This window comes from Phaeobacter sp. QD34_24 (assembly GCF_028890115.1).
Taxonomy (GTDB): Bacteria; Pseudomonadota; Alphaproteobacteria; order Rhodobacterales; family Rhodobacteraceae; genus Phycobacter.
Window position 1 is genome coordinate 21,947 of sequence record NZ_JARCJD010000026.1, and the last position, 19,561, is coordinate 41,507.

The 19,561-nt window shown below is 60.0% G+C and carries 15 protein-coding genes; 4 read left to right on the forward strand and 11 right to left on the reverse strand.

The features are described from left to right. Nucleotides 1-18: 18 nt before the first annotated feature. Both PXK07_RS16915 and PXK07_RS16920 read left to right on the forward strand, forming a co-directional pair. Nucleotides 19-2,697, forward strand: a complete 2,679-nt coding sequence (locus PXK07_RS16915; protein ID WP_274849530.1) for a 6-hydroxymethylpterin diphosphokinase MptE-like protein — start codon at nt 19-21, stop codon at nt 2,695-2,697. 4 nt (nt 2,698-2,701) lie between these two features. Continuing rightward, nucleotides 2,702-3,814 carry a sulfotransferase domain-containing protein gene (locus PXK07_RS16920; RefSeq protein WP_274849531.1) on the forward strand — a complete coding sequence of 371 codons (1,113 nt, stop codon included), beginning with the start codon at nt 2,702-2,704 and terminating at the stop codon, nt 3,812-3,814. A gap of 36 nt (nt 3,815-3,850) precedes the next feature. Here the strand turns inward: PXK07_RS16920 and PXK07_RS16925 are convergent, their stop codons facing one another. From PXK07_RS16925 to PXK07_RS16955, 7 genes are all read right to left on the reverse strand, one after another. Next, on the reverse strand, nt 3,851-5,314 hold the full coding sequence (locus PXK07_RS16925) for a hypothetical protein (protein ID WP_274849532.1): 1,464 nt from the start codon (nt 5,312-5,314) through the stop codon (nt 3,851-3,853). A gap of 126 nt (nt 5,315-5,440) precedes the next feature. After that, nucleotides 5,441-6,604 carry a UDP-galactopyranose mutase gene (glf, locus tag PXK07_RS16930; protein WP_274849533.1) on the reverse strand — a complete coding sequence of 388 codons (1,164 nt, stop codon included), beginning with the start codon at nt 6,602-6,604 and terminating at the stop codon, nt 5,441-5,443. Nucleotides 6,605-6,645: 41 nt separating this feature from the next. Beyond that, nucleotides 6,646-7,737 (reverse strand): hypothetical protein, encoded by a 1,092-nt coding sequence (locus tag PXK07_RS16935; RefSeq protein ID WP_274849534.1) that lies wholly within the window; start codon nt 7,735-7,737, stop codon nt 6,646-6,648. A gap of 14 nt (nt 7,738-7,751) precedes the next feature. Next, entirely contained in the window at nt 7,752-9,005 is a 1,254-nt protein-coding gene (locus tag PXK07_RS16940) for a hypothetical protein (protein WP_274849535.1), read from the reverse strand. Next, nucleotides 9,002-10,846: a glycosyltransferase gene (locus PXK07_RS16945; RefSeq protein WP_274849536.1), complete on the reverse strand. Its 1,845-nt coding sequence runs from the start codon at nt 10,844-10,846 to the stop codon at nt 9,002-9,004. Before PXK07_RS16945 ends, PXK07_RS16940 begins: the two co-directional genes overlap by 4 nt. A gap of 194 nt (nt 10,847-11,040) precedes the next feature. After that, on the reverse strand, nt 11,041-11,694 hold the full coding sequence (locus PXK07_RS16950) for an ABC transporter ATP-binding protein (protein ID WP_274849537.1): 654 nt from the start codon (nt 11,692-11,694) through the stop codon (nt 11,041-11,043). Nucleotides 11,695-11,715: 21 nt separating this feature from the next. Continuing rightward, the gene (locus PXK07_RS16955) at nt 11,716-13,131 is read right to left on the reverse strand and encodes a sugar transporter (protein WP_274849538.1); all 1,416 of its coding nucleotides are present in this window, start codon (nt 13,129-13,131) and stop codon (nt 11,716-11,718) included. A gap of 266 nt (nt 13,132-13,397) precedes the next feature. On the opposite strand from PXK07_RS16955, the gene PXK07_RS16960 reads away from it, so the two are divergent. Beyond that, complete coding sequence (locus tag PXK07_RS16960) at nt 13,398-14,138, forward strand: ABC transporter permease (RefSeq protein ID WP_342455888.1); 741 nt, start codon at nt 13,398-13,400, stop codon at nt 14,136-14,138. A 12-nt stretch (nt 14,139-14,150) separates the two neighbouring features. Here PXK07_RS16960 and PXK07_RS16965 read toward each other — a convergent pair whose 3' ends face one another. Then, on the reverse strand, nt 14,151-15,188 hold the full coding sequence (locus tag PXK07_RS16965; protein WP_274849539.1) for a glycosyltransferase family 2 protein: 1,038 nt from the start codon (nt 15,186-15,188) through the stop codon (nt 14,151-14,153). Between the two features lie 153 nt (nt 15,189-15,341). Between PXK07_RS16965 and PXK07_RS16970 the strand changes: the two genes are divergently transcribed. Continuing rightward, a complete protein-coding gene (locus PXK07_RS16970) occupies nt 15,342-16,343 on the forward strand; it encodes an NAD-dependent epimerase/dehydratase family protein (protein WP_274849544.1) in 1,002 nt (333 codons plus the stop codon). Nucleotides 16,344-16,506: 163 nt separating this feature from the next. Here the strand turns inward: PXK07_RS16970 and PXK07_RS16975 are convergent, their stop codons facing one another. The 3 genes from PXK07_RS16975 to PXK07_RS16985 form a co-directional block, all read right to left on the reverse strand. Continuing rightward, nucleotides 16,507-17,598 (reverse strand): ParB/RepB/Spo0J family partition protein, encoded by a 1,092-nt coding sequence (locus tag PXK07_RS16975; RefSeq protein WP_274849540.1) that lies wholly within the window; start codon nt 17,596-17,598, stop codon nt 16,507-16,509. A gap of 65 nt (nt 17,599-17,663) precedes the next feature. Further along, a complete protein-coding gene (locus tag PXK07_RS16980; protein ID WP_274849541.1) occupies nt 17,664-19,091 on the reverse strand; it encodes an AAA family ATPase in 1,428 nt (475 codons plus the stop codon). 219 nt (nt 19,092-19,310) lie between these two features. Further along, nucleotides 19,311-19,561 (reverse strand): hypothetical protein (locus tag PXK07_RS16985; protein WP_274849542.1); only part of this gene is annotated, 251 nt, incomplete at its 5' end.

A 19,561-nucleotide genomic window follows, 5' to 3' on the forward strand; every position in this document is an offset into this window, starting at 1 on the left:
ACAACCGGAAATACTGACATGGCACTTTCGAAATCACACCCGAGCCAAACGGAACCCTCCCAGCCCACAGCCGACGCTGACTGTACCCGGTTTTCGCAAATCCACGGGATCTACCCGCTGCAACGCTATGTGCGAGAATTTGGCGCGTCGGTGATCAACAGTTTTGACGTGTCCGCCTGGAAGCACGCCAGTTGCCTCAATTGGCTGGGGATCCGCTTGGTGGTGCGCAGTGGCCATGTGCGCGTTACCCTGCGCCAGATCGGCGCAAACGGCCAGCATCTGGATCTCGGCCAAGTGGAACAAGACGGCGTCGGTACACAGTTGTTTCCCTCCCGACGCTTAGAAGATCTCAACGGGGCGCTGCTGCCGGTGGTCGAAGAGCTGAGCTCAGAGCCCAACTACGATCTGTTGTTTTGCACCGATGATCAGCCAGCCACTCCGGATCTGCGTATCAACTACGTGTTCTGCACCTTCAAGCGGGCCGAATATGTGCAGCATAATACCCAGGTGTTCCGCGACTACCTGCATCGCCACCGAGCCCAGGCTGAGGCGCACCTGACCCTGGTCGACAACGGCCATGACGGCAGCCCCAGCGGTGGTGCTGGTGTCTGCGGAGTCACCACAGATGATCATGTCACCGTCTTTGCCAATAACAACACCGGCGGGGCTGGCGGATTTGGCCGCGGCATCTATGAAACAGTCTATGGCGGGCTGGCAGGCCAAGGTTTCACTCATGTGTGCCTTTTGGATGATGATATCTATCTGCACCCGGAAATGTTTGCCCGCAATACTGCCTTTATGCGTTTTCTAAAGCCAGGTTTTCACGTCGGCGCGCCGATGTACCCGACTTCAGAGGCGCAGAAAATACCTCGCCGCAGTGCTTGTTTCGGCCACAAGTTCCGCGGCTCGGTCCATCCTAGTGACACCGCGCTTGGCGCCGGGCTTGAGACTCACGATATTCCCGCCTTTCTCAATATGGACCGCAACCCCGACAGCACCGGTTGGTGGTGGAGTTGCTTTGCAATCTCCGATGTGCTGCGCATTGGCCTGCCATACCCATTTTTCATTAAAATGGATGACGTGGAATACTCCCTGCGCCTACAGCAGGCGGGGGTCGAGTTGGTCATCCCCTTCTCTTTTTGGGTGCTGCATGATGATTTCGAGGAAAAATACTCGGCGGCCATGCAGTATTTCCGTTTTCGCAACCGTTGGGTGCTCTTGGCGCAACAGGACCGAATTCAGGACAGCGATGCATTTGTCCATGAGTTCGACCAGCTGGTGCGAGGCTTTGTTTCGGCGCGCAAATATGAACACGCCCAGCTGCTGCTAAATGGGATGGAGCATTTTCTGCAGGGGCCGGAGTATCTGATCGTGCAGGAAAAGCAGATCCTGTCCGGTATCTTCTCACTGGTTACCCAGGAAAAGAATGTTCCCATGCCCACCCCCCCCGAGGGGAGCCAGGTGGTCAATGAGCTGCCCCTGCCCAGCAGCCCGCGCAATATGCGGCTGACGGCGCGCACCTGGAACAACCATTTCCTGCCCCTCCAAGAGCGAGTGGTCATCGACACCACTCGACATAGTCAGCCCACGGATTGCCGTCGTGCTAAAGAAGTGAGCTATTGGAACCCCGGTAAGGGGGTCGGGTTCACCGTCACCCGACAGTCGATCCGCGCCCTGCGTCAAATGCTGGCCCTGCGCCAACTGCGCCAGCGGATCCCACAGCTCTTTCCCGGCCTACTGCCACGCTACCGCGCCGCTAAGACGCATTTCACCTCACCTGCCTTCTGGGCTGGCTATGGTCCACATGAGATGACACCCGGGCTGCGCGCGGATGCAAACAGTAAGACGCTGAATGACCAGATGCAGGCCCAAGCCCGTCAGGCTCAGCTGCTGCGCCCCCAAGCACCCGCGGTCAATACCTGCCACGTTACCGCCGACGACCTGAGTTTTTTCAACGCCATGCGCAATCGCTATCACGGACAGCGTTGCTTCGTGCTGGGAAATGGCCCCAGCCTCACTGTCAGTGACCTGGAGCTGTTGAAGACCGAGGTGACATTTGCCGCTAACAAGATCTACCTCTGTTTCGATGAAACAAACTGGCGCCCCACCTTCTATTCGGTGGAAGACCTCCTGGTGGCGCAGAACTGCAAGGCCGAGATCCTGGCGGTGGATGGCACCACCAAGATCTTTGCAGACCACATGTTGCCCTATCTACCGCGCCAGGCCAATCACCACTATGCCCGCTGGCTGCCGCCCATGGACAATCGCTCGCCATTCCGCGAATTTTCCACCGATCTGACCAAAGGCATCGCCTGGGGGTCAACGATCACCTATTCGATGCTGCAGATGGCAGTGCATATGGGCTTCAAGGAAATCTATATCCTCGGTCTAGATCATTCCTATGTGGAGCCCAAGACCCGGGATGGGGGCGCTTTGGTCTCTGAAGGCGAGGTGAACCATTTCCATCCCGACTACCGTAAACCCGGAGAGCGCTGGCACTACCCGGTGTTGGACCGGTTGGAACGCTCTTACCAATATGCCAAGGACTATTGCGATGCGCTGGGGGTAGATGTCTATAATGCCAGCCGGTTCTCCAAACTGGAGGTCTTTCCGCGCGCCGACCTTAACGAGGTGCTGAGGCGCCCAGAGCAAGCTACACCACTTCGGGGCAATTCAGAATATCGTGAAAGACGGTAGCTTCATGGCCTCGCAAAAAAACGAAAATAGGGCCAAAGCGTCTTCTTCTAAGGGCGTGCTTCATGCCCCGGCATTCCAGGATCTCCCCGTGGGATCTGTCCATTACGATCATTCTACTGGAACCATACGTGTATTCTTCCGCATCGACAGATTCACCGAGAACGAAACTTTAACTCTGATCAGCCCGGATGGCTCCGTTCACAACGCTAAGACACGCCGCCTGTCGGCACGGGGAAAAATCCCAGAGCGGATCGTTGCGGTTTTCAAGCCGACCCGGGTTCAGAGCCTATCCGGACCTTGGACCATCATCACGTCCAACCCAGCGCAAGCAGTTCCGGCCTTATTCATCTACATTCCTGAACAACATCGGGTTCGAAATTGGTGCGAGGGCCCAGCAAACCGTGGCGAGCTAACCACCATCCTGTCCTTTCCTCGAAGCGGCAGTAATTTCCTACAGAACATCATACGTAACAACAGCGCCCAGGTCGGATGCGTTAGTATCTACCAAACGGGACAGAAGATGTATGATCCAAAGCTCTGCCTGAAGTCCCATGCACAGGATTCCGCGACCCTGAAGACCGAATTAACAGAAATTTGGGGAATTACCGCCCCCCCTCGCCGACACATTGTCCTACTGCGCGACCCGCGTGACGTGTTTATTTCGCTCTATGATTATGTCGCCGGGCAGCGCAAAACCCCAGTCGACCCACAATCCTTTTTGACCACGGATTTCTACTGGTATCTGTTCCGCCCACCCATACTCGAATTGATCCGCGACAGGGCCCATGCACAGGCTCAAACCGTGCTTCAAGCTTATCGAGACTGGTACCAGTCATGGGTTATTGATCCCCCGATGACGACAGAAATACTGTATCTGCGCTATGAAGACTTGGTCACAAATCCCACCGCCACATTCACTCGAGTCTTCGGCTGGCTCGATGAACCCACGGTTGCGACTTGGAAGGGGCTCGAAACCCTCGTTTCGCAAAACGGAGAGAGCCACCGGAAGCGCGGCAAAGCGGGAGGTTGGCGGCAAGCCTCCCCCCTTTACCAACCGATCCTGAGGCAAATCGAGGCCGAACTCAAAACGGAAATTGCGGAACTCGGATACACTTAAACTGCAGCCTAAGGCACGTTCTGGACACCTGCGTGCTCAGGGGTCAGGAGGTCGCAGTACATCTTCCAGATAAGGTGGGATTACCCCAGTGAGGACACTTCCCAGCTCCCACGCCCTGAACACCCTACTAACAAATGGCTTGGCCTGGCCGAGAGTCTTTTCAAGCGATGCAATAGAAAATTTTTCCTCGAATACGATACGGCCAATGTCCGCCAAAGCATAGTTCCACCACTCCGATCCTTTCAATCGCGCGCGGAATTTCTCTGGATTTTCTTGATTTGTTTCGAAGCGATAAGAGACAACATCTGCCGGAGCGCCAGCCACAATTGCAAACGGGGGGACATCAGCATCAACGTATGAATTTGGAGCAATTATCGCTCCGTCGCCCACCGTCACTCCCGCGCAGATCACTGCATTACGACCGACTGATACATCATTTCCGATCACTGTTTGCGGCGGGGTGGATAATGGCCTATCTGAGAAAGTAAGAAAACGGCGCCATTCGGCAGACAAAGGCCGAAATGCTGCCGCGCTCGTGGTTAACCGATTTCCAGAATTGCCAATGTAGCCGATCATGGCCCGTGCCTCGATCGTACAATATCGCCCAATCTTGCAATTACTGAGGATCGCCTTATCAATGACCGTAAACGCACCGATATGGACTGGATTCGCAGGCCGAATACTTCCACTCACGCGCACGGGGACTTCAAAAGACGATTGGAAATGTGCTCGTAAATGTGGTGCAGTGATGCCAATAGCCGACAAAGATGTCCGTGGTTCTCTCCCCACCGGGGCTTCGAAAATCCTAGGGAGTTCGCTCGGCGAATAACCTACATCCGATGTATCGATCCAATCAACATCGACGGAGTGTTCTTGCTCATTGAGAAAGTCAATTTCACCCCGGTATTTTGATACTACTAAATTCCAATCTTCAAGGTCATAAAAACTGCGGTAGTCCACTTTAATCGGGTTCGCATTCAATATTGGCATACTTTGATTTGAAAAACCAAACTCTTTGCACGCGACCTTATAGGTTTCGGATATCTGATCGAAATCCACAATAACATCGACCATATTCTGGCCGTTGTCGTCCAATGCATAATCGGTTATCTGTTCAAACTCGGCATGATCACTCCGTAGGTATTCCTTGAAGGACATGCCTTTGACCCAAGGGTATTTATCTGCACTCCGTGCATTGTGGCGCCTGCAATGCAGATAAAATGAAGCGACCCTCTCCCAGAATGGCCGGTTTGCCAGCAAATAAACCTTCTTGAATTCGGTCCCATCAGGGTCCAACTCGTCTCGTATCTCTTTGGCAAAGGAGTGCTTCCAAATTTTCCCTGCGCGGCGGCTCGCAGTGCTGCGGGCCTCACCGTCTGCATCGTAACCAAGATAGAAGACACGGTCGGGCGGCAACACGTCGATCAAGCCCTTACAGAAGGCAGTGCCACCACACTTCTTCATATGTACGAATAGAATCTTACCATCAACAAGAAGCATTTCGTCCTCTCTCTTCTCTCACCCGGCCTCGTTCATATTTCGAAAAAAAACCCAAAATGAGTTTTCCTCCGAGCTTGGTGCAATTTGCGCGCACCGGCCTCCAACATGCAACCCCCATCCGAGCCCTCACAACGGTGCGACGAAAAACGCCGGTGCCGCCTCGCCCTTGTCCTGGGCCGCCGCAAAGCCGCGCGCGGTGTCCAGCGCCTCGCGGATGGTCACATCCATGTCGAGATAGCGATAGGTGCCAAGACGGCCCACGAAGGTGACGCCCGATGTCTGTTCGGCCAGTTTCACGTAATCGGCCAGAAGCGCTTTTTCCTTCACCTGGCGGATCGGGTAATAGGGGATGTCTTCCGGTTCTGCCGCGCGGGAGAATTCACGATAGAGAACAGAGCCCTCGTGTTCTTCCCAGGGGGAGAAATGCTTGTGCTCGGTGATGCGGGTATAGGGCACCTCTTCCTCGCCGTAGTTCATCACCGCGCAGCCCTGGTAATCGCCTTCATAGGTGAAGCGTTCGAAATCCAGGGTACGGTAGCCCAGACGGCCCAGCTCGAAATCGAAATAGCCATCCAGCGGGCCGGAATAGAAGACGTGATCGAACGCCTCGCCCATCTCGCGGCTGAAGGTGGTCGACAGTTTCACGGTGATGCCGGGATGATCCAGGATCTTCTCGATCATCGACGTGTAGCCATTCTCCGGCATGCCCTGGAACTGGTGAAAGAAGTAGTTGTCGTCGTAGTTGAAGCGCACCGGCAGGCGTTTCAGGATCGAGGCGGGCAGTTCAGAGGGCTGCACCCCCCACTGCTTGATCGTATAGCCCTTGAAGAAGGCCTCATAGAGATCCTTGCCCACGAACCGCATCGCCTGTTCTTCAAAGGTCTGCGGATCGTCGATCGAGGTATCGGCCTGCTCTTCAGTGATGAAGGCGCGCGCCTCGTCGGGGCGCAGGGTCCGCCCGAAGAACTGGTTGATGGTGTGCAGGTTCACCGGCAGCGAGAAGACGCCGCGCTGGCCCTTTGGATCGACCGAAGTGGTCTTCACCCGGTTCTTGTAGGGCAGGAAGGTCTCGAAATTATTCACATAGTCCCAGACCTCGGCATCGTCGGTGTGGAAGATATGCGGCCCGTAGACATGCACCATGACGCCGGTGTCTTCGTCGCGCTCCGTATGGCAGTTGCCGCCGATGTGATCGCGCGCATCCACCACGGTGATGTCATGGCCTGCCTCGGCCAGATGCCGCCCGATCACCGCGCCCGAAAGACCTGCGCCTACCATAAGAAGTTTCATAATACCTGTTCCTCAATCCTGTGTACTGGCCTGCTGGACCGTTATTTCTGGTTGCTCGCCAGCATGATGCGCGTCTTGCCCGCCAGTTTCTTGAAGGTCTCGGGTTTCTCCAGCAGCATATCCGACAGGATGCTGGAGAAGATCTGAACGCTGCTCACCACATCGGCAGAGAAATGATCCCCCGCCTTCAGGCTCTGCCGCTCTGTGGTGGTCTTGGAGTCGATCGCATCCAGCGCCTCGATCATCGGGCTGCCCGAGAAGAATTCCCGATCCAGCGCCTCGGCATCGGCGCGATAGCGCTCCTGGATCCGCTCGGCGAAGCGGGCGGGGATCTTGAATTTCTGACCGCTCTTGTCCAGCCCGGCCTCGCGGATGCGCTCGCTGGTGGTGCGCCCCAGGGCGCTGCGCGCCTCGGTCAGCCGCGGCGTCATCTTGCGTCCGCGCTGCTTCTGCCGCGCCCGGAAGACGCTGTGCACCTCGCGCAGCAGCGCCAGCTGCGGCACCGTCAAAGAGGTATTGGCCGAGATGTCATCGGAGACGGTGAAATCCTCATGGCCCAGCACGAAGCGGAAGAAATCCGCCACCGCGTCCTCCTTGTGCAACTCCTTGCGCACGAAGGGGCGCAGGGTGAAACGGTCGCCAAAGACATCGCGCCATTTCTGGAACCGGGGCAGGTAATCGATCCCGCCACTCTCTGACATCTTGTCCAGATAGGTTTCAAAAGACCCCATGGCATTGCCCAGTTTCACCCGCTCGGAAAAGGAGGACAGCAGCTTGTCGGGATGCGGGCGCACATAGGCGACCAAGCGCATCCGGTCCTCGAACCCAGGCCAGAATTCGGCAATCGCCCCGGCAAAGACTTCAGGGTCTACGAACTGGAAATGCTCGGCCGAGACGACCCCATAGTCGTCGTCGCTCTGCTGCAGGGCCGCGTTCACCCGGGCAAATCGCTTGCCGCGCTCCCCCAGGCGGTGCTTGCGGGTCAGGGTCTTGGCCATGGCGATATGGTGGTTGCCGGTCGGATAGCAGAGCGAGGCGCCCGGAATATCATAGGCCTTTTGCACCAGCGCCCGCTGGATGGAGGTCGATCCGGTCTTGGTGTCCCCCAGGTGAACAATCAGTTCCTTAATCATCAAGCACCCTTTTTCTATGTCTCGGCAGACGCGGCATCCGCTTGCAACGTCTTCATAAAATCGATTTCAGCCGGGGTTTCCCACCAGCCGGCAATGCTGCAGATCCGCTCCACCGCCTCCCGGTAGACCTCCATCTCGGCGCGGGCGTCGGTCGCGCTGATCTGTGCAAGGTCCGCAAAGAAACCGGAGCGGCCCACCACCTCGCCCAGCCAGCTGTCGATCGGCTGGAACTGCTCCTGAAGACGCGCCCGATTATCCGCTCCGAACAGTTCGATATCATGGCTGGGCGGCAGGTCCAGCCGAGCGGTCATCTGGCGCAGGCTGTTGCGCAGCTGCCCTGCCTCACGCGCTGGCAGCGCGGCATTGGCGCGGCGGGAGATCTCGTAGATCCCGCGATGGATGGAATCGTTCTCGCGCCGCTCCGGCGACAGACCATCGGGCATCTGCAGCCCGGTCTGGGTGATGAAATCATTCACCGAGCCGCCATTCTTGCGCACATCGGCATAGTCACGCAGGATCACCTGCGCCTGCGGCAGCGCCTTCATCCAGCCCTCGACCATCAGGCGGTAATTGAAGTGGATGCCCTTGAGATAGCCATCGATCCCGGTCGTGCGCAGCGGCTGCAGCTGATGGCCGAACTTCAACCGCTGACCATGCCAGGAGGCCAGATATTCATCGATCCGGCGCAGAGTGGCCACCACGGTGAATTCGGCGCCCGGGAAATATCCCGCCAGCCGCTCGATCAATGCCGGAGAGGCTCCGTTGAAATTGGCAAAGACCTCGGCCGCCAGGATCACCGTATGGGGATCGGTGAACCGGACCTGCTGCTTGAGCGCATGGGACATCTGCCCCAGGGCAGGCAGGCGTTTGTGATAGGCTGGCACCGATCCGGACCGGTGGTCCGCCAGCATCCGGAAGGCCAGCGCATTATGCGGCTCGCGCACATTGATCGGCAGGGACCCTTCGGGCTGCAGCTGGCCATTGGCCATGGCCGCAAAATGCGCCATGCCTTCGAAATCCACATAAGGATACAGGATGCCGGCACGGGCCAGGTCCGCGGCATTGCGCGACAGGTAGTCCTGCAGCGAGGTCGATCCCACCTTGTGATGGCCGATGAACAGGATGACCTTGAGCGGTGCCCGGCCCGCATGTGCGCCCATCCGAGCACCTGTCTGCGGGGTCTCCTGCTGAACTGGATCCGGGGTCTTCTCGAGCTCCTGCTCCACCTGGGGAGAGGGGCGGCGTAACAGTCGTTTGATCGCTTTCACTCGGCGGCATCCTGCTGAATATCTGCGTTGGTCTTCAGGCCCAGCTTGGCCTGCCAATAGTCCTCACTGGTGATCCCGTCATAGCTGTTGCGGTAGTCCGCCGCCAGTGCATCATAGGTCTTGAGGAAGGCCCGCGCATTGCGGATCAGACGACGGATCTGGCGCCAGGCCGCGCCCTTGGAGTGGCGCACCGTGTAGAACTTGTCCTGATCCGCATTGAGCACGGTGATTTCCGACGCCCCCCAGACATAACCGATATGACCGCGGTTCGGCGCCTCCAGGGTGATCTTGCGCCCCAGACGGGCAAAACCGGGGATCAACAGCCCGTTCAGCGTCAGTTTCATCGCCATCCGAACACCCCAGCTTGGCGGAGCCTTGCGCACCGGCGGCAAGGGCCTGCGCGGATCCAGTTCCTGCCAGGCCTCGTCATGGGTCAGCGCCTTCAGATCGGCGCGGCGGGTCGCCATATCGGCGTGCTGGTCGAAGAACTGCGGCCCCCGCATCACGTCTTCCATCGCCAGGTTGATCGCGGCCAGGGTGTCGTAATGCATCCTTGGCAGGTTGCGCAGGAAGAACCAGATGGCGATCTTCAGCACCCCCTTGGCGCCCACCTCCAGCGCGGGCAGGCTCATGTGATGCGCCATATGGCTGCGCAGGTCCAGGTACCACGTCTGCGGGCTTTCCTTCTCGGTAAAGCTTTCCTGGAAGGAGACCACCCCGTTGAGGGTGAGGATATTGAAGTCATTGGCCAGCGAGAAGCTGACATCGTCGCCGCGCACGAAGAAGGGAAAGGCGAGGTGCTTGGCTTCCTCCACCGGGAAGGCGAAATACCACCAGCCGCCATAGAAGGTGTCGGGCACGGGCCGGGTGGCCTTGTTCTCCATCTCGACCATCTTGATGGGATCGCGCAGGTCGGTGCCCATGTGCAGGGGCTGGCAGCGGGTATGGAACAGGGCGCCGTTCTCCCAGATCGCCCAGCGGTGCTGTTCGCTGATCATCGCCCCGGCAATGGCGGTCTTGGGATCCGTGGCATAGGCCAAGAGCATCCAGGTCCGCTCCAGGCTTTCCATGTGGATCGAGGCATCGTCATCCATGAACAGGCAGTGAGAGGCGCCCTGGGCGCGGGCTTCCAGAAGGCCGCGGGTGAACCCCCCTGCCCCGCCGAGGTTCTCGTTGGGAATGATGCTGACGCCCTCGGGCGGCTCCAGATCGACCGTTTGCCCATTATCGGTGACGATCATCTGCACGTGGTCCTTCATCCAGGACTGCGCCCGAAAGGCGGAAAAGCGGGTCACCGTGCGCGCCACTTCGGCTTCGCGACGGAAGGTGGTCACCGCCAGCGCCAGCTTTGGCTGGCGTTTGGGGGCATCGGCCGTCTGCCAGCTGGCCCCCGTCAAGGCCCCTGCCCCCATCGCCTTCAGCTCGAAATAAAGCACGCCTTCGGCATGGCCTTCTGCCAGCAGATGCGACAGATCCACCCGCAGATGTCCCTTTTCCGCGCCGGTCTTGGGGAAGGTCACGATGTCGCTCAGCACCCGGTCCCAGGACCGGCCGCGCGGCGCCTGGAACACCGAGAGCTCGAACTCCCCGCTCCCCTCAAGGCACAGGGACAGGGAGGAGAGACCGCATTCGCGCTGCCATTTTTCCAGGTTGAAGAGGTTGAACCAGGAGGAAAAGCACGCCTCCCCGCCGGTGGCGAAACGCAATTCACGCTGACTGTCGGAAACCGCAACCGGCCCCTGTACGCGCAGATAGAGTTCCCGCTCGGTACAGATGCCGAACTCTGGCCACATCAGGGATTGCAGGGTGGTAAACCCTGCCGCTTGCGCCTTTTCAGCCATCGTCGAAACTCCTCCGGACCTGCACCTTTTCCCACTTCAGGCTCCTTACTGGAACATGGCTCAAAAGTACAATTCATCTTGCCTGTGACAGTGCAGATTCCCGCACCACATGCCCCTGATGCAGCACGAAAACAGGCAAAGACCGGCAGATGGGCGCATATCGCACAGATTGAGCCGCCCTTCGACACCCGGCCTCAGGCCAGCATCGCCTCATGCACAGCGATCGCCTCCTCCAAATCGTCGAAATACTGCATCTTCCCGTGCTCCAGCACGATGCCTGCATTGCAGAACTTGCGCACCTGCCCCATCGAATGGTTCACCATGATGGCGCTGGACTGCTGCATCCGGTCGTTAAAGAGTTCGCGGCTCTTGCGCTTGAAGGCCTTGTCGCCCACTGCCGTGACCTCATCCACCAGATAGGTGTCAAAGCGAATGCCCATGGAGGCCCCGAAGGTCAGCCGCGAGCGCATCCCCGAGGAATAGCTGCGCATCGGCATGTGGTAGAATTTCCCCAGTTCGGCAAAATCCTCGACGAAGGCCACCAGGTCCTCCGTATCCACGCCGTAGATGCGGGCGATGAAACGGACATTCTCCGCCCCTGTCAGCTCCCGGTGAAACGAGGCCCCCAGCCCCACCGGCCAGGAAATGGTCCCATCCGAAATGACCCGCCCGTGATCCGGGCGCAGGGTGCCCGCGATGATCTCCAACAACGTCGATTTGCCGGCCCCGTTGCGCCCCAGAAGCGCCAGGGACTTGCCCGTCGGCAGGGTGAGGTTGAGATTGTTGATGACAATCTTGCGCTCGCCCCGCAGCCAGAAGCTCTTGGTCAGATTCTCGAACCGGATCATGAACTCAGCCCCTCGCCCGCCTTAGCTGCGGTCCCGGATCGAATAGTAGATCAGCGCCAGGATCGACCAGGTCAGGAGCAGGAACAACCCGGCCAATCCCGACAACATGTAGCGGCCCGGATATTCCGATTCCTGGGCCCGGGTGGGTTTGATATAGGTGGCCAGATAGCGGCTTTGCCGGGTGGCCTCGTCGCGCGCCGCCTCCAGCGCGGTCAATGCGGCGCGGTAGGTTTCCTCGGCATATTGCAGATCCACCGTGAGCCGTTCGAATTCGGCGATCAGCGAGGGGTAATCCTCGCCCACCGCACCGGTATCGGTATTGCTGGAGGTAAAGGTCTGCCGCTCGATGTCGATACGCTCGCGGATCACGTCGATATGCTGCTGCGCCTTTTTCAGACGCGGGTCGCTGTCGCCCACGGTGCCGCGCAGCAGATCATATTCGATCAGCGCCTCGGCCAGCTGCTGCTGCAGGTTGTTCATCACCCCCATGCGGCCCTGGATATCGGCCTCGGGATCGACGATGCGGGTGCGGGTGCGAAACTGGGTCAGCGCCTCGCGCGCGCCCTTCAGCCGCTCCAGCGCCTCGTCCAGATCCTCGCGGGCATAGCGCATGGCATCCTCGCGCGCCTGTTCATTGAGCGCATTGATGCGGGTCTGGCTTTCTTCGACGATGGCACGGGTAATCGTCTGAGCGGTATCGGCATCAAAAGCCACCACCTGCACCTCGGTCAGCCCCGAGCCGCTGTCATAGGAAATGCCGACAATGCGGTGCCAGTACCAGATCATCTCTTCCAGGGTGGCATCGGGCCAGAGCGAGAACACCCAGTCCCGGGGCCAGTGCTGGCTGAAATGAGGTCGCAACGGCACGGCACGATCCACCGCCTCCACCATTTCCTGGCTCTGGATGAACTCATAAAGGATATCGCCATCCGAGGCGGTGGTGCTGCCCGCGAAATTGGCCAGACCGCCCAGGATATCCGTGGCGCCCGAGCTTTCCTGGCTGCGCACGGTGAAACCGGCGGTGGAGATATATTGGTCCTCGGCGATGGTGAAGAGATAGAAGATCACCGCAGCCAGCGGCGCCAGCACCAGGAGAAGAAAACTGGCGACAAGCCCCCAGTGGCGCCGTCGCATCTGTGCGGGCCGGGCAACCGGATAGGCCGGGGCTTCCGCAGCCTGCCGTTTCGCATCCTCCAGGGCCGCCTCGGTGGCCTTGACCTTCTGGCGCAGTTTCTTGAGTTTCTTGCGGCCTCCCCCGCCGCCGCCGTTTTTCTGCTGCGCGCCCGCGGTTTCATCTCCCTGACCGGCGGCGCCCCCCTGTACATGGGAGGGCTGCTGAGGAAGCTTTTTGACATTGCTGTCGGTATCGGCTCCGCCCTGCGCAGCCAATTTCCTGCCTGCTCCGCCCATTTTCTTGCCCGAAGATTTCAAACCCATGGCCGGATGGTCCTGTGTCATATGCGCCCGTTTCAAAAGCCCGAGAAGAGACTCCAGAGCCATTTGTAATTACTTGTTCTATGGCTCATAGTATCGCTTGCAAACCCCTCATTCACAACACCCATTCACAGCGATCCCATATGGCCAGCCTCCCCCCCGCAGCCCCGTCAGGGTCATCGCAGTCTCGCACCACTCAAGCCCTGCCACCGGCTCAAACCCCGACGAATGCCGACCGGAGTCGGCGGCGGTTTGCCAGTCTGCGCACCGTGACAGCCCTGATCCTGCGCGAGATGTCGACCAGCTACGGGCGCACCCCTGGTGGCTATATCTGGGCCGTGCTGGAGCCGTTGGCAGCAATCCTGTTTCTCAGCCTCGGGTTTTCCCTGATCATCCGCACCCCCTCGCTGGGGACCAGCTTTCTGCTGTTCTATGCCACCGGCTATCTGCCCTTTGACCTATATGGGCAGGTCTCCAATACCTGCGCCCGGGCCTTGAATTTCTCCAAACCGCTGCTGAAATACCCCGCCGTGATTTGGCTGGATGCGATTCTGGCCCGCTTCATCCTGAACAGCCTCACCAGTATCTTTGTGATGATGCTCTTGCTGAGCGGTGTACTGATGGTGATCGACAGCCGCACGGTGCTGGACATGCCGCCCGTCATCGAAGCCGTTGCCATGGCAATGCTGCTGGGGCTGGGCGTGGGTACGGTGAACTGCGCTTTGATCGGTCTCTACCCACTTTGGGGAATTACTTGGGGGATCCTGACTCGCCCGCTGTTCCTGGCCTCGGGCGTCTTTTTTCTCTATGAGGATTTGCCGCCACTGGGTCAGGAGATCCTATGGTACAATCCCCTGATGCATATCACCGGGTTGATGCGCACCGGGTTCTATCCGACCTATGCGGCCTCCTATGTGAATGGCACCTATGTGATACTTGTCAGCCTTATTCTTCTCGCAATGGGGCTGGTGCTGATGGGGCGCTATCACCGCGACATCCTGAACCGCTGATCAAGGGCGCGCCTAATCCGCGGTGCTGAGTACCTTTTCTGCAAGCGCCAGCACATCCGCATGAGGCACATGGGTCTGGCGGCGCAGCCCGTCGCGGATCGCCCGTGTCATCAGCCGCAAGAAGGCACGCCGCTCCCCCTTGTGCACCCGCACCTTTGACAGCCACTTGGGCAGGATCACCAGCATCGCGGGCCAGAACCACGGCCCCGCCGCCATCCGGTACAGCAACAACAGGTTGCGGTGATAATAATAGACCTTCCACAGGGGGATGAACCTGCCCCGCTGCGCCTGCTCCTCGCCCGCCTTGGGCTGAAAGGTGCTCAGGTCATGTTCAAAACGCACGCCGGGTTCAAAGCCGATGCGCCCGCCCGCTTTGCTCAGCCCCAGGGTATAAAGCCCGTCATCGCCATAGATGAAGAGATCGGGATCGGGATAGCCGATGCGCCGCACCGCATCGGCCGAGATGAAGAACCCCACGAAGGAGGTCACATCGATCTGCATCCCCTCGCCTTCGTAATCGCAAGGCTGCACGTGAAAGCCCGAACGCCCGCCGCCAAACAGCGTGCGCAGGAATTCGCGCCCATGCCAGAAAGGATTGCGCGAGGGGCGGTTCATCTCGCAGATGCCGCCGCCGGGGAAATAGACCGCCGCGGCCACGCCGTCCCAGGCGCGGGCGGGATCCTGATGGGCGGGCAGGGCGTGGAACGCGGCCAGCGCACCGGGGACAGGGCGGCCATCGTCATCCATCACCACCAGCCAGTCGGGGCCATGCGCCTCCATCGCCCGGCGCATGCCCATCTCGAACCCGCCGGCCCCACCGCGGTTGGTCTCGCTGATCTGCACATCCAGGCGCGGATCATCCAATGTCGCCAGCCAATCCCCGGTGCCATCGGTCGAGGCATTGTCCACCACCACCACAGCCGCCAGCTCCTCGCCTGGGCTGTCCAGCAGCCGGGCGATGGTGTCCTTCAGCTTGTCCAGGCGATTGTAAGTCACCACCACGGCCACCAGGCGGCGCTGGGGCTGGCTCGGCTCGGTCTTTGGGCTCACGAAGATCTGCTCCCCGCCTCTGGCTATCCGTTGGTGTCCGGGCGCAGAACTCATAAATGAGCCTCCATGTCAAATGCTTTGCCTTCTGCCGCCCTTCGCAAAGACGCCGGATAGGGTTTGACAGTGCCGCCGGAAGCGGCCACCAAGCGCATCATGCGCACTGCTCTTGTCACCGGATCGGCCGGCTTCATCGGCTATCACCTTGCGGACCGCCTGCTGGCCGCGGGCTGGCGGGTCGTGGGGCTGGATTGCCTCTCGCCCTATTACGATGTCACCCTGAAGGAGCGCCGCCACGCGATGCTGGCGGAGGCGCCCGGCTTCACCCCGGTGATCGGCAGGCTGGAGGATCCCGGCCTGCTGATGGATCTCTTTGCCCAGCACCGCCCCGATGCGGTCATTCACCTGGCCGCCCAGGCCGGGGTGCGTCATTCCATCGATGCGCCGCGCGATTACCTTGAGGCCAATCTGATCGGCACCTTCGAGCTGTTGGAGGCCGCCCGCACCCATCCGCCCGCGCATCTGTTGATGGCCTCCACCTCCTCGGTCTATGGCGCCAATACCGAGATGCCCTTTGACGAGCGGCAGAAGACCGACACGCCGATGTCCTTCTATGCCGCCACCAAGAAGGCCGGCGAGGCGATGGGCCATTCCTATGCGCATCTTTACCGCCTGCCGGTCACCATGTTCCGGTTTTTCACCGTCTATGGTCCCTGGGGGCGGCCCGACATGGCGCTGTTCAAATTCACCAAGGCCATGCTCGCGGAGGAACCGATCGAGGTCTACAACCACGGCCGCATGAGCCGCGATTTCACCTATATCGACGATCTGGTTTCCGGCATCACCGGGCTGATCGATGCGGTGCCGGGGGATACCCCGGTCGGGGAATGCGACAGCCTCAGCCCCGTTGCGCCCTTCCGTGTGGTCAATGTCGGCGCCAGCCAGCCGACACCGCTGATGGAGTATATCGCCGCCCTGGAAGCGGCGCTGGACCGCCCGGCCCAGAAGATCCTGCGCGAAATGCAGGCCGGTGACGTGCCCGCCACCTGGGCAGATACCGCGCTACTGAGAGCCCTCACAGGATATGCGCCGCAGGTGGATGTGAAGACTGGCGTTGCCCGTTTCGTGGCGTGGTATCGGAACTATTACGGAGCCTGAACGCCGCCTCAAATGTTTCGCGTGCGAAACATTTTGATCTATTCCGGACCAAGCGTGGAGGGGGCAAATGTCTCGCACGCGAAACATTTGAGAGTCTGAACCCCGCAAAAAAGGCCCTAAAGTTATCTTTAGGGCCTGAAATCTTCGGAAATGAAGGTGGCGGTCAGCGGTGCTTCAGCCAGTCCCGCAGGGCTGCCACCAGCTCCGCATCGACCGCATCTCCGGTCAATTCGATCCGGTTCTGATCCGGCGAGAACCCCAGCCGCACCCCGGCCGCCGCCTGCACGGAAATCCGCTCTCCCACCGCGGTACCCGGGGTGCGGATGCCGGGAGGGGCACTGGGGCGAGACGGAGCGGGGGCACCCGAACCTTGCGGCTCTACAGGTGGGGTTAGAGACGCATCCTTTTCTTCATCCAGCGCCCGGTTCAGGATCTCGATCTCCTCAGCCGGGGTCTGGCGCGCTGCGGCTTGCAGGGCGGCGCGCAGGCGGTCTGCAAAGCCTTCATCCTCTGCCATGGCCCGCACCAGGGCGAGGCCCAGCTTTTCGCTGATGGCCGTGGGGAAGAACAGCACCGCATCCAGCTCCTCCACCAGGGTGACAAAGCTGCGGATCTTGGAGCGCTTGGCGCGCGGCACATTGGCAAAGAGACTCTGAAGCGCCTTTTTCAGAGTCGGAAACACCTCTTCCTTCATCGCCCGCACCGCAATACGCGCGCGTTCGTAATGGGACAGGTTCACCCGGATCTCATTCTCTTCGACCATGGCGATATAGGCGTCCTGTGCCGTATCGGGGCGAATGATCAGAGCCTTCACCGTGGCGAACTTCGGGTCTGATGTCTCGGCATAGAGCCGCTTCAGCGCGCCAAGGCGGCGCCAGCCCGAGATCAGCCCGTGGCTGCGTCCATCGGGGCGACCTTCCAGAGGCACCAGTTCGATCGGGGTCTGCTGGCCCCGGGCCCGCAGGGAGTCCACCAGGGCATCCATTTCCTCGGCATCCTGTTCGATCCGGTCGCGCACCAGATGGGTTTCGTCGATGGCCGAAAGCGGCACCTCCTCGATCATCAACCCCTTGGCGCGGGCGTTCTCCAGCACATCGGACAGCTCGCGCAGGGCGGCGGTCGAGGCCGCCTCAGACGCGACCTGCGCAATGGGGGCGGCGCCCACGGACATCGGCCCGCCGAGGGCGGATTTGCCTTCCGGCGCGCCGGACAGATAGGTGGTCTGTGCCGGCATCAATCGTTTGCGTTTGGCCATCTGCCCATCTCCTTCTGCCTGTCTCCTTTGGCCGCATACCCTGCGCCATCATCCTTGACCGCGGCTTATTCCGCCGCGCTCTGCATCTGCACCTCGGCGCGGCGCCAGCAGCCGATCAGCAGCCGTTTGAAGGCCGCATAGGTTTCATCGAAGGTCTCGCGCCCGCGTGCATAGGTCTCGCGGTTGAAATCGCGGTAATCGGCCTCGTAGATGCCCGAAACCTGCTCGCCGGCCTGACCGATCAGGGCGGTGAAATCCTGTTTGTGGGGGGAGAGTACCGGGCCCATATAGGCCTGCATCAGCGCCGCCAGCTCGCCCTGCTGGGCACTGTCGAAGCGGGTGATCACCGCGCGCACCGCATCCCATTCAAAGCCCATCTCGGGCCGACCCAGGGCGCGGGCGGCGAGGTTCTCGCCCTCCTCGATCGAGGCAAATGTGGAATGCAGCATGTCGAAGAAGCGCCCGGTCGAGTCGAACTCCAGAAAAGACGCCCCCATGGGCACCAAGAGGATATCGGCGGCCGACAGCCCGTTGATGGTGAGATAGCCAAGCGCCGGCGGGGTATCGATGAAGATCACGTCATACTGCTCCAGCACCCCGTCCGCCTCGAGCCGGTCAGTAAGCGCATCCCAGAGCTTCCAGCTCCGCGCCGCCATGCGCCAGACCGGGATCTGGAACTCGGCCCAGTAGAGGTTCAGCTGGGCGCCGATGAGGTCGATATTGGGCCAGTGGGTGCTTTGGATCACATCCGCTGCCGTCATCTCCATCGCCGCCGTCAGGCTGTCGTCCAGCGGCTGGGGTGCATCGCCGCGATCCAGACGACGCTGGTTCTCATGACGCAGGTGCTCACCGTAGTGGCGCGCCAGGAGGGGAAAGGCGGTCTGCCATTCATCCTCGACCCGGCCCCCGAAGATCGAGGTCATCGACCCCTGGCTATCAAGGTCAATGACCAGCACCTTGTAGCCATCCAGCGCCGCCGACATGGCCAGATGCGCCGCGGTGGAGGTCTTGCCCACGCCGCCCTTGAAGTTGGCCACCGCAACCATCTTGGCGGGCAGCCCCTTGGGACGGTAGGGGATGTAATCCTTGGCCTTTGATCCTTGCGCCGCGAAATGGGCGCGCAAGCGCAGCACCTCCTCTAGGGTGAACCACTTGGCGCCACCTTCGGTTTCCGAGCGTCCCTGGGGCAGATCCGGATTGGCCTTCAGCACCCGGCGGAAATGGGCCTGGGCGACGGGGATTAGGTAGCGGGTGATCTCCCAGGTGGAAAACAGGCGCAATGTCTTGCGCCCCTCCTCATCCAATCCCCGGCTTGCCAGATCGGCGCGACCCCTTGCGCAGCCTTCGGCGATGCTTGCAAAGCCTTGGGTGCTGGTGGGCGCATCAAGGTCCGCCAGGGCCGCATCGGGATCGATGTTGAAATAGGGAGGCAGATCGGCGCTTCGTCCCGCCTCTTTGCCCCTTGCGTCTTTTCTGTGGATATCTCGTGCCATGGGAGGCTGTCCGCTTTGCTGTCCTTTGGCAGCGATCCCGACCGCCGTTCCTGGTACCACGGGATGATGTGCTGCCTTTTTGACAGGATATCAAAAAACAGCGCACATGGAAGCAATATGCGCATCTCTTTTGATTTTTCTAAGCAAATCCAGCAGTTGCCACTGCAAAAACAGGGGGCGTTGGAGCGGGGAAAACTTTTCTGCCCTGTTATTTATGAGTTATATTATAGTTAAGGGAGATTGCTCTTTGGCGCAAATCCCTTTTTTCATGGGCGATCGAGGTGGATTTTTGATCTGCAGTGACTCTGAAACCCCGATGAAATGACTCCAATCCCCCGAAGAAGTGATTCCGGAACCCCGTTGCCTGCGCTTGTGGATAACTTTAGGGTGGGCGGGTGTTGTCACGTTAACTCGCCGAATTTGCAAGTTGGCAAGCTGTTCGTTGATCAAGCGGCCTGTGCCGCGGATTT

Bases quoted from the DNA above. Each gene is read 5' to 3' on its own strand.
- PXK07_RS16920 (WP_274849531.1), top strand. From the start codon at position 2,702: ATGGCCTCGCAAAAAAACGAAAATAGGGCCAAAGCGTCTTCTTCTAAG.
- PXK07_RS16925 (WP_274849532.1), bottom strand. From the start codon at position 5,314: ATGCTTCTTGTTGATGGTAAGATTCTATTCGTACATATGAAGAAGTGT.
- PXK07_RS16915 (WP_274849530.1), top strand. From the start codon at position 19: ATGGCACTTTCGAAATCACACCCGAGCCAAACGGAACCCTCCCAGCCC.
- PXK07_RS16945 (WP_274849536.1), bottom strand. From the start codon at position 10,846: ATGGCTGAAAAGGCGCAAGCGGCAGGGTTTACCACCCTGCAATCCCTG.
- glf (WP_274849533.1), bottom strand. From the start codon at position 6,604: ATGAAACTTCTTATGGTAGGCGCAGGTCTTTCGGGCGCGGTGATCGGG.
- PXK07_RS16935 (WP_274849534.1), bottom strand. From the start codon at position 7,737: ATGATTAAGGAACTGATTGTTCACCTGGGGGACACCAAGACCGGATCG.
- PXK07_RS16970 (WP_274849544.1), top strand. From the start codon at position 15,342: ATGCGCACTGCTCTTGTCACCGGATCGGCCGGCTTCATCGGCTATCAC.
- PXK07_RS16955 (WP_274849538.1), bottom strand. From the start codon at position 13,131: ATGGGTTTGAAATCTTCGGGCAAGAAAATGGGCGGAGCAGGCAGGAAA.
- PXK07_RS16950 (WP_274849537.1), bottom strand. From the start codon at position 11,694: ATGATCCGGTTCGAGAATCTGACCAAGAGCTTCTGGCTGCGGGGCGAG.
- PXK07_RS16980 (WP_274849541.1), bottom strand. From the start codon at position 19,091: ATGGCACGAGATATCCACAGAAAAGACGCAAGGGGCAAAGAGGCGGGA.
- PXK07_RS16975 (WP_274849540.1), bottom strand. From the start codon at position 17,598: ATGGCCAAACGCAAACGATTGATGCCGGCACAGACCACCTATCTGTCC.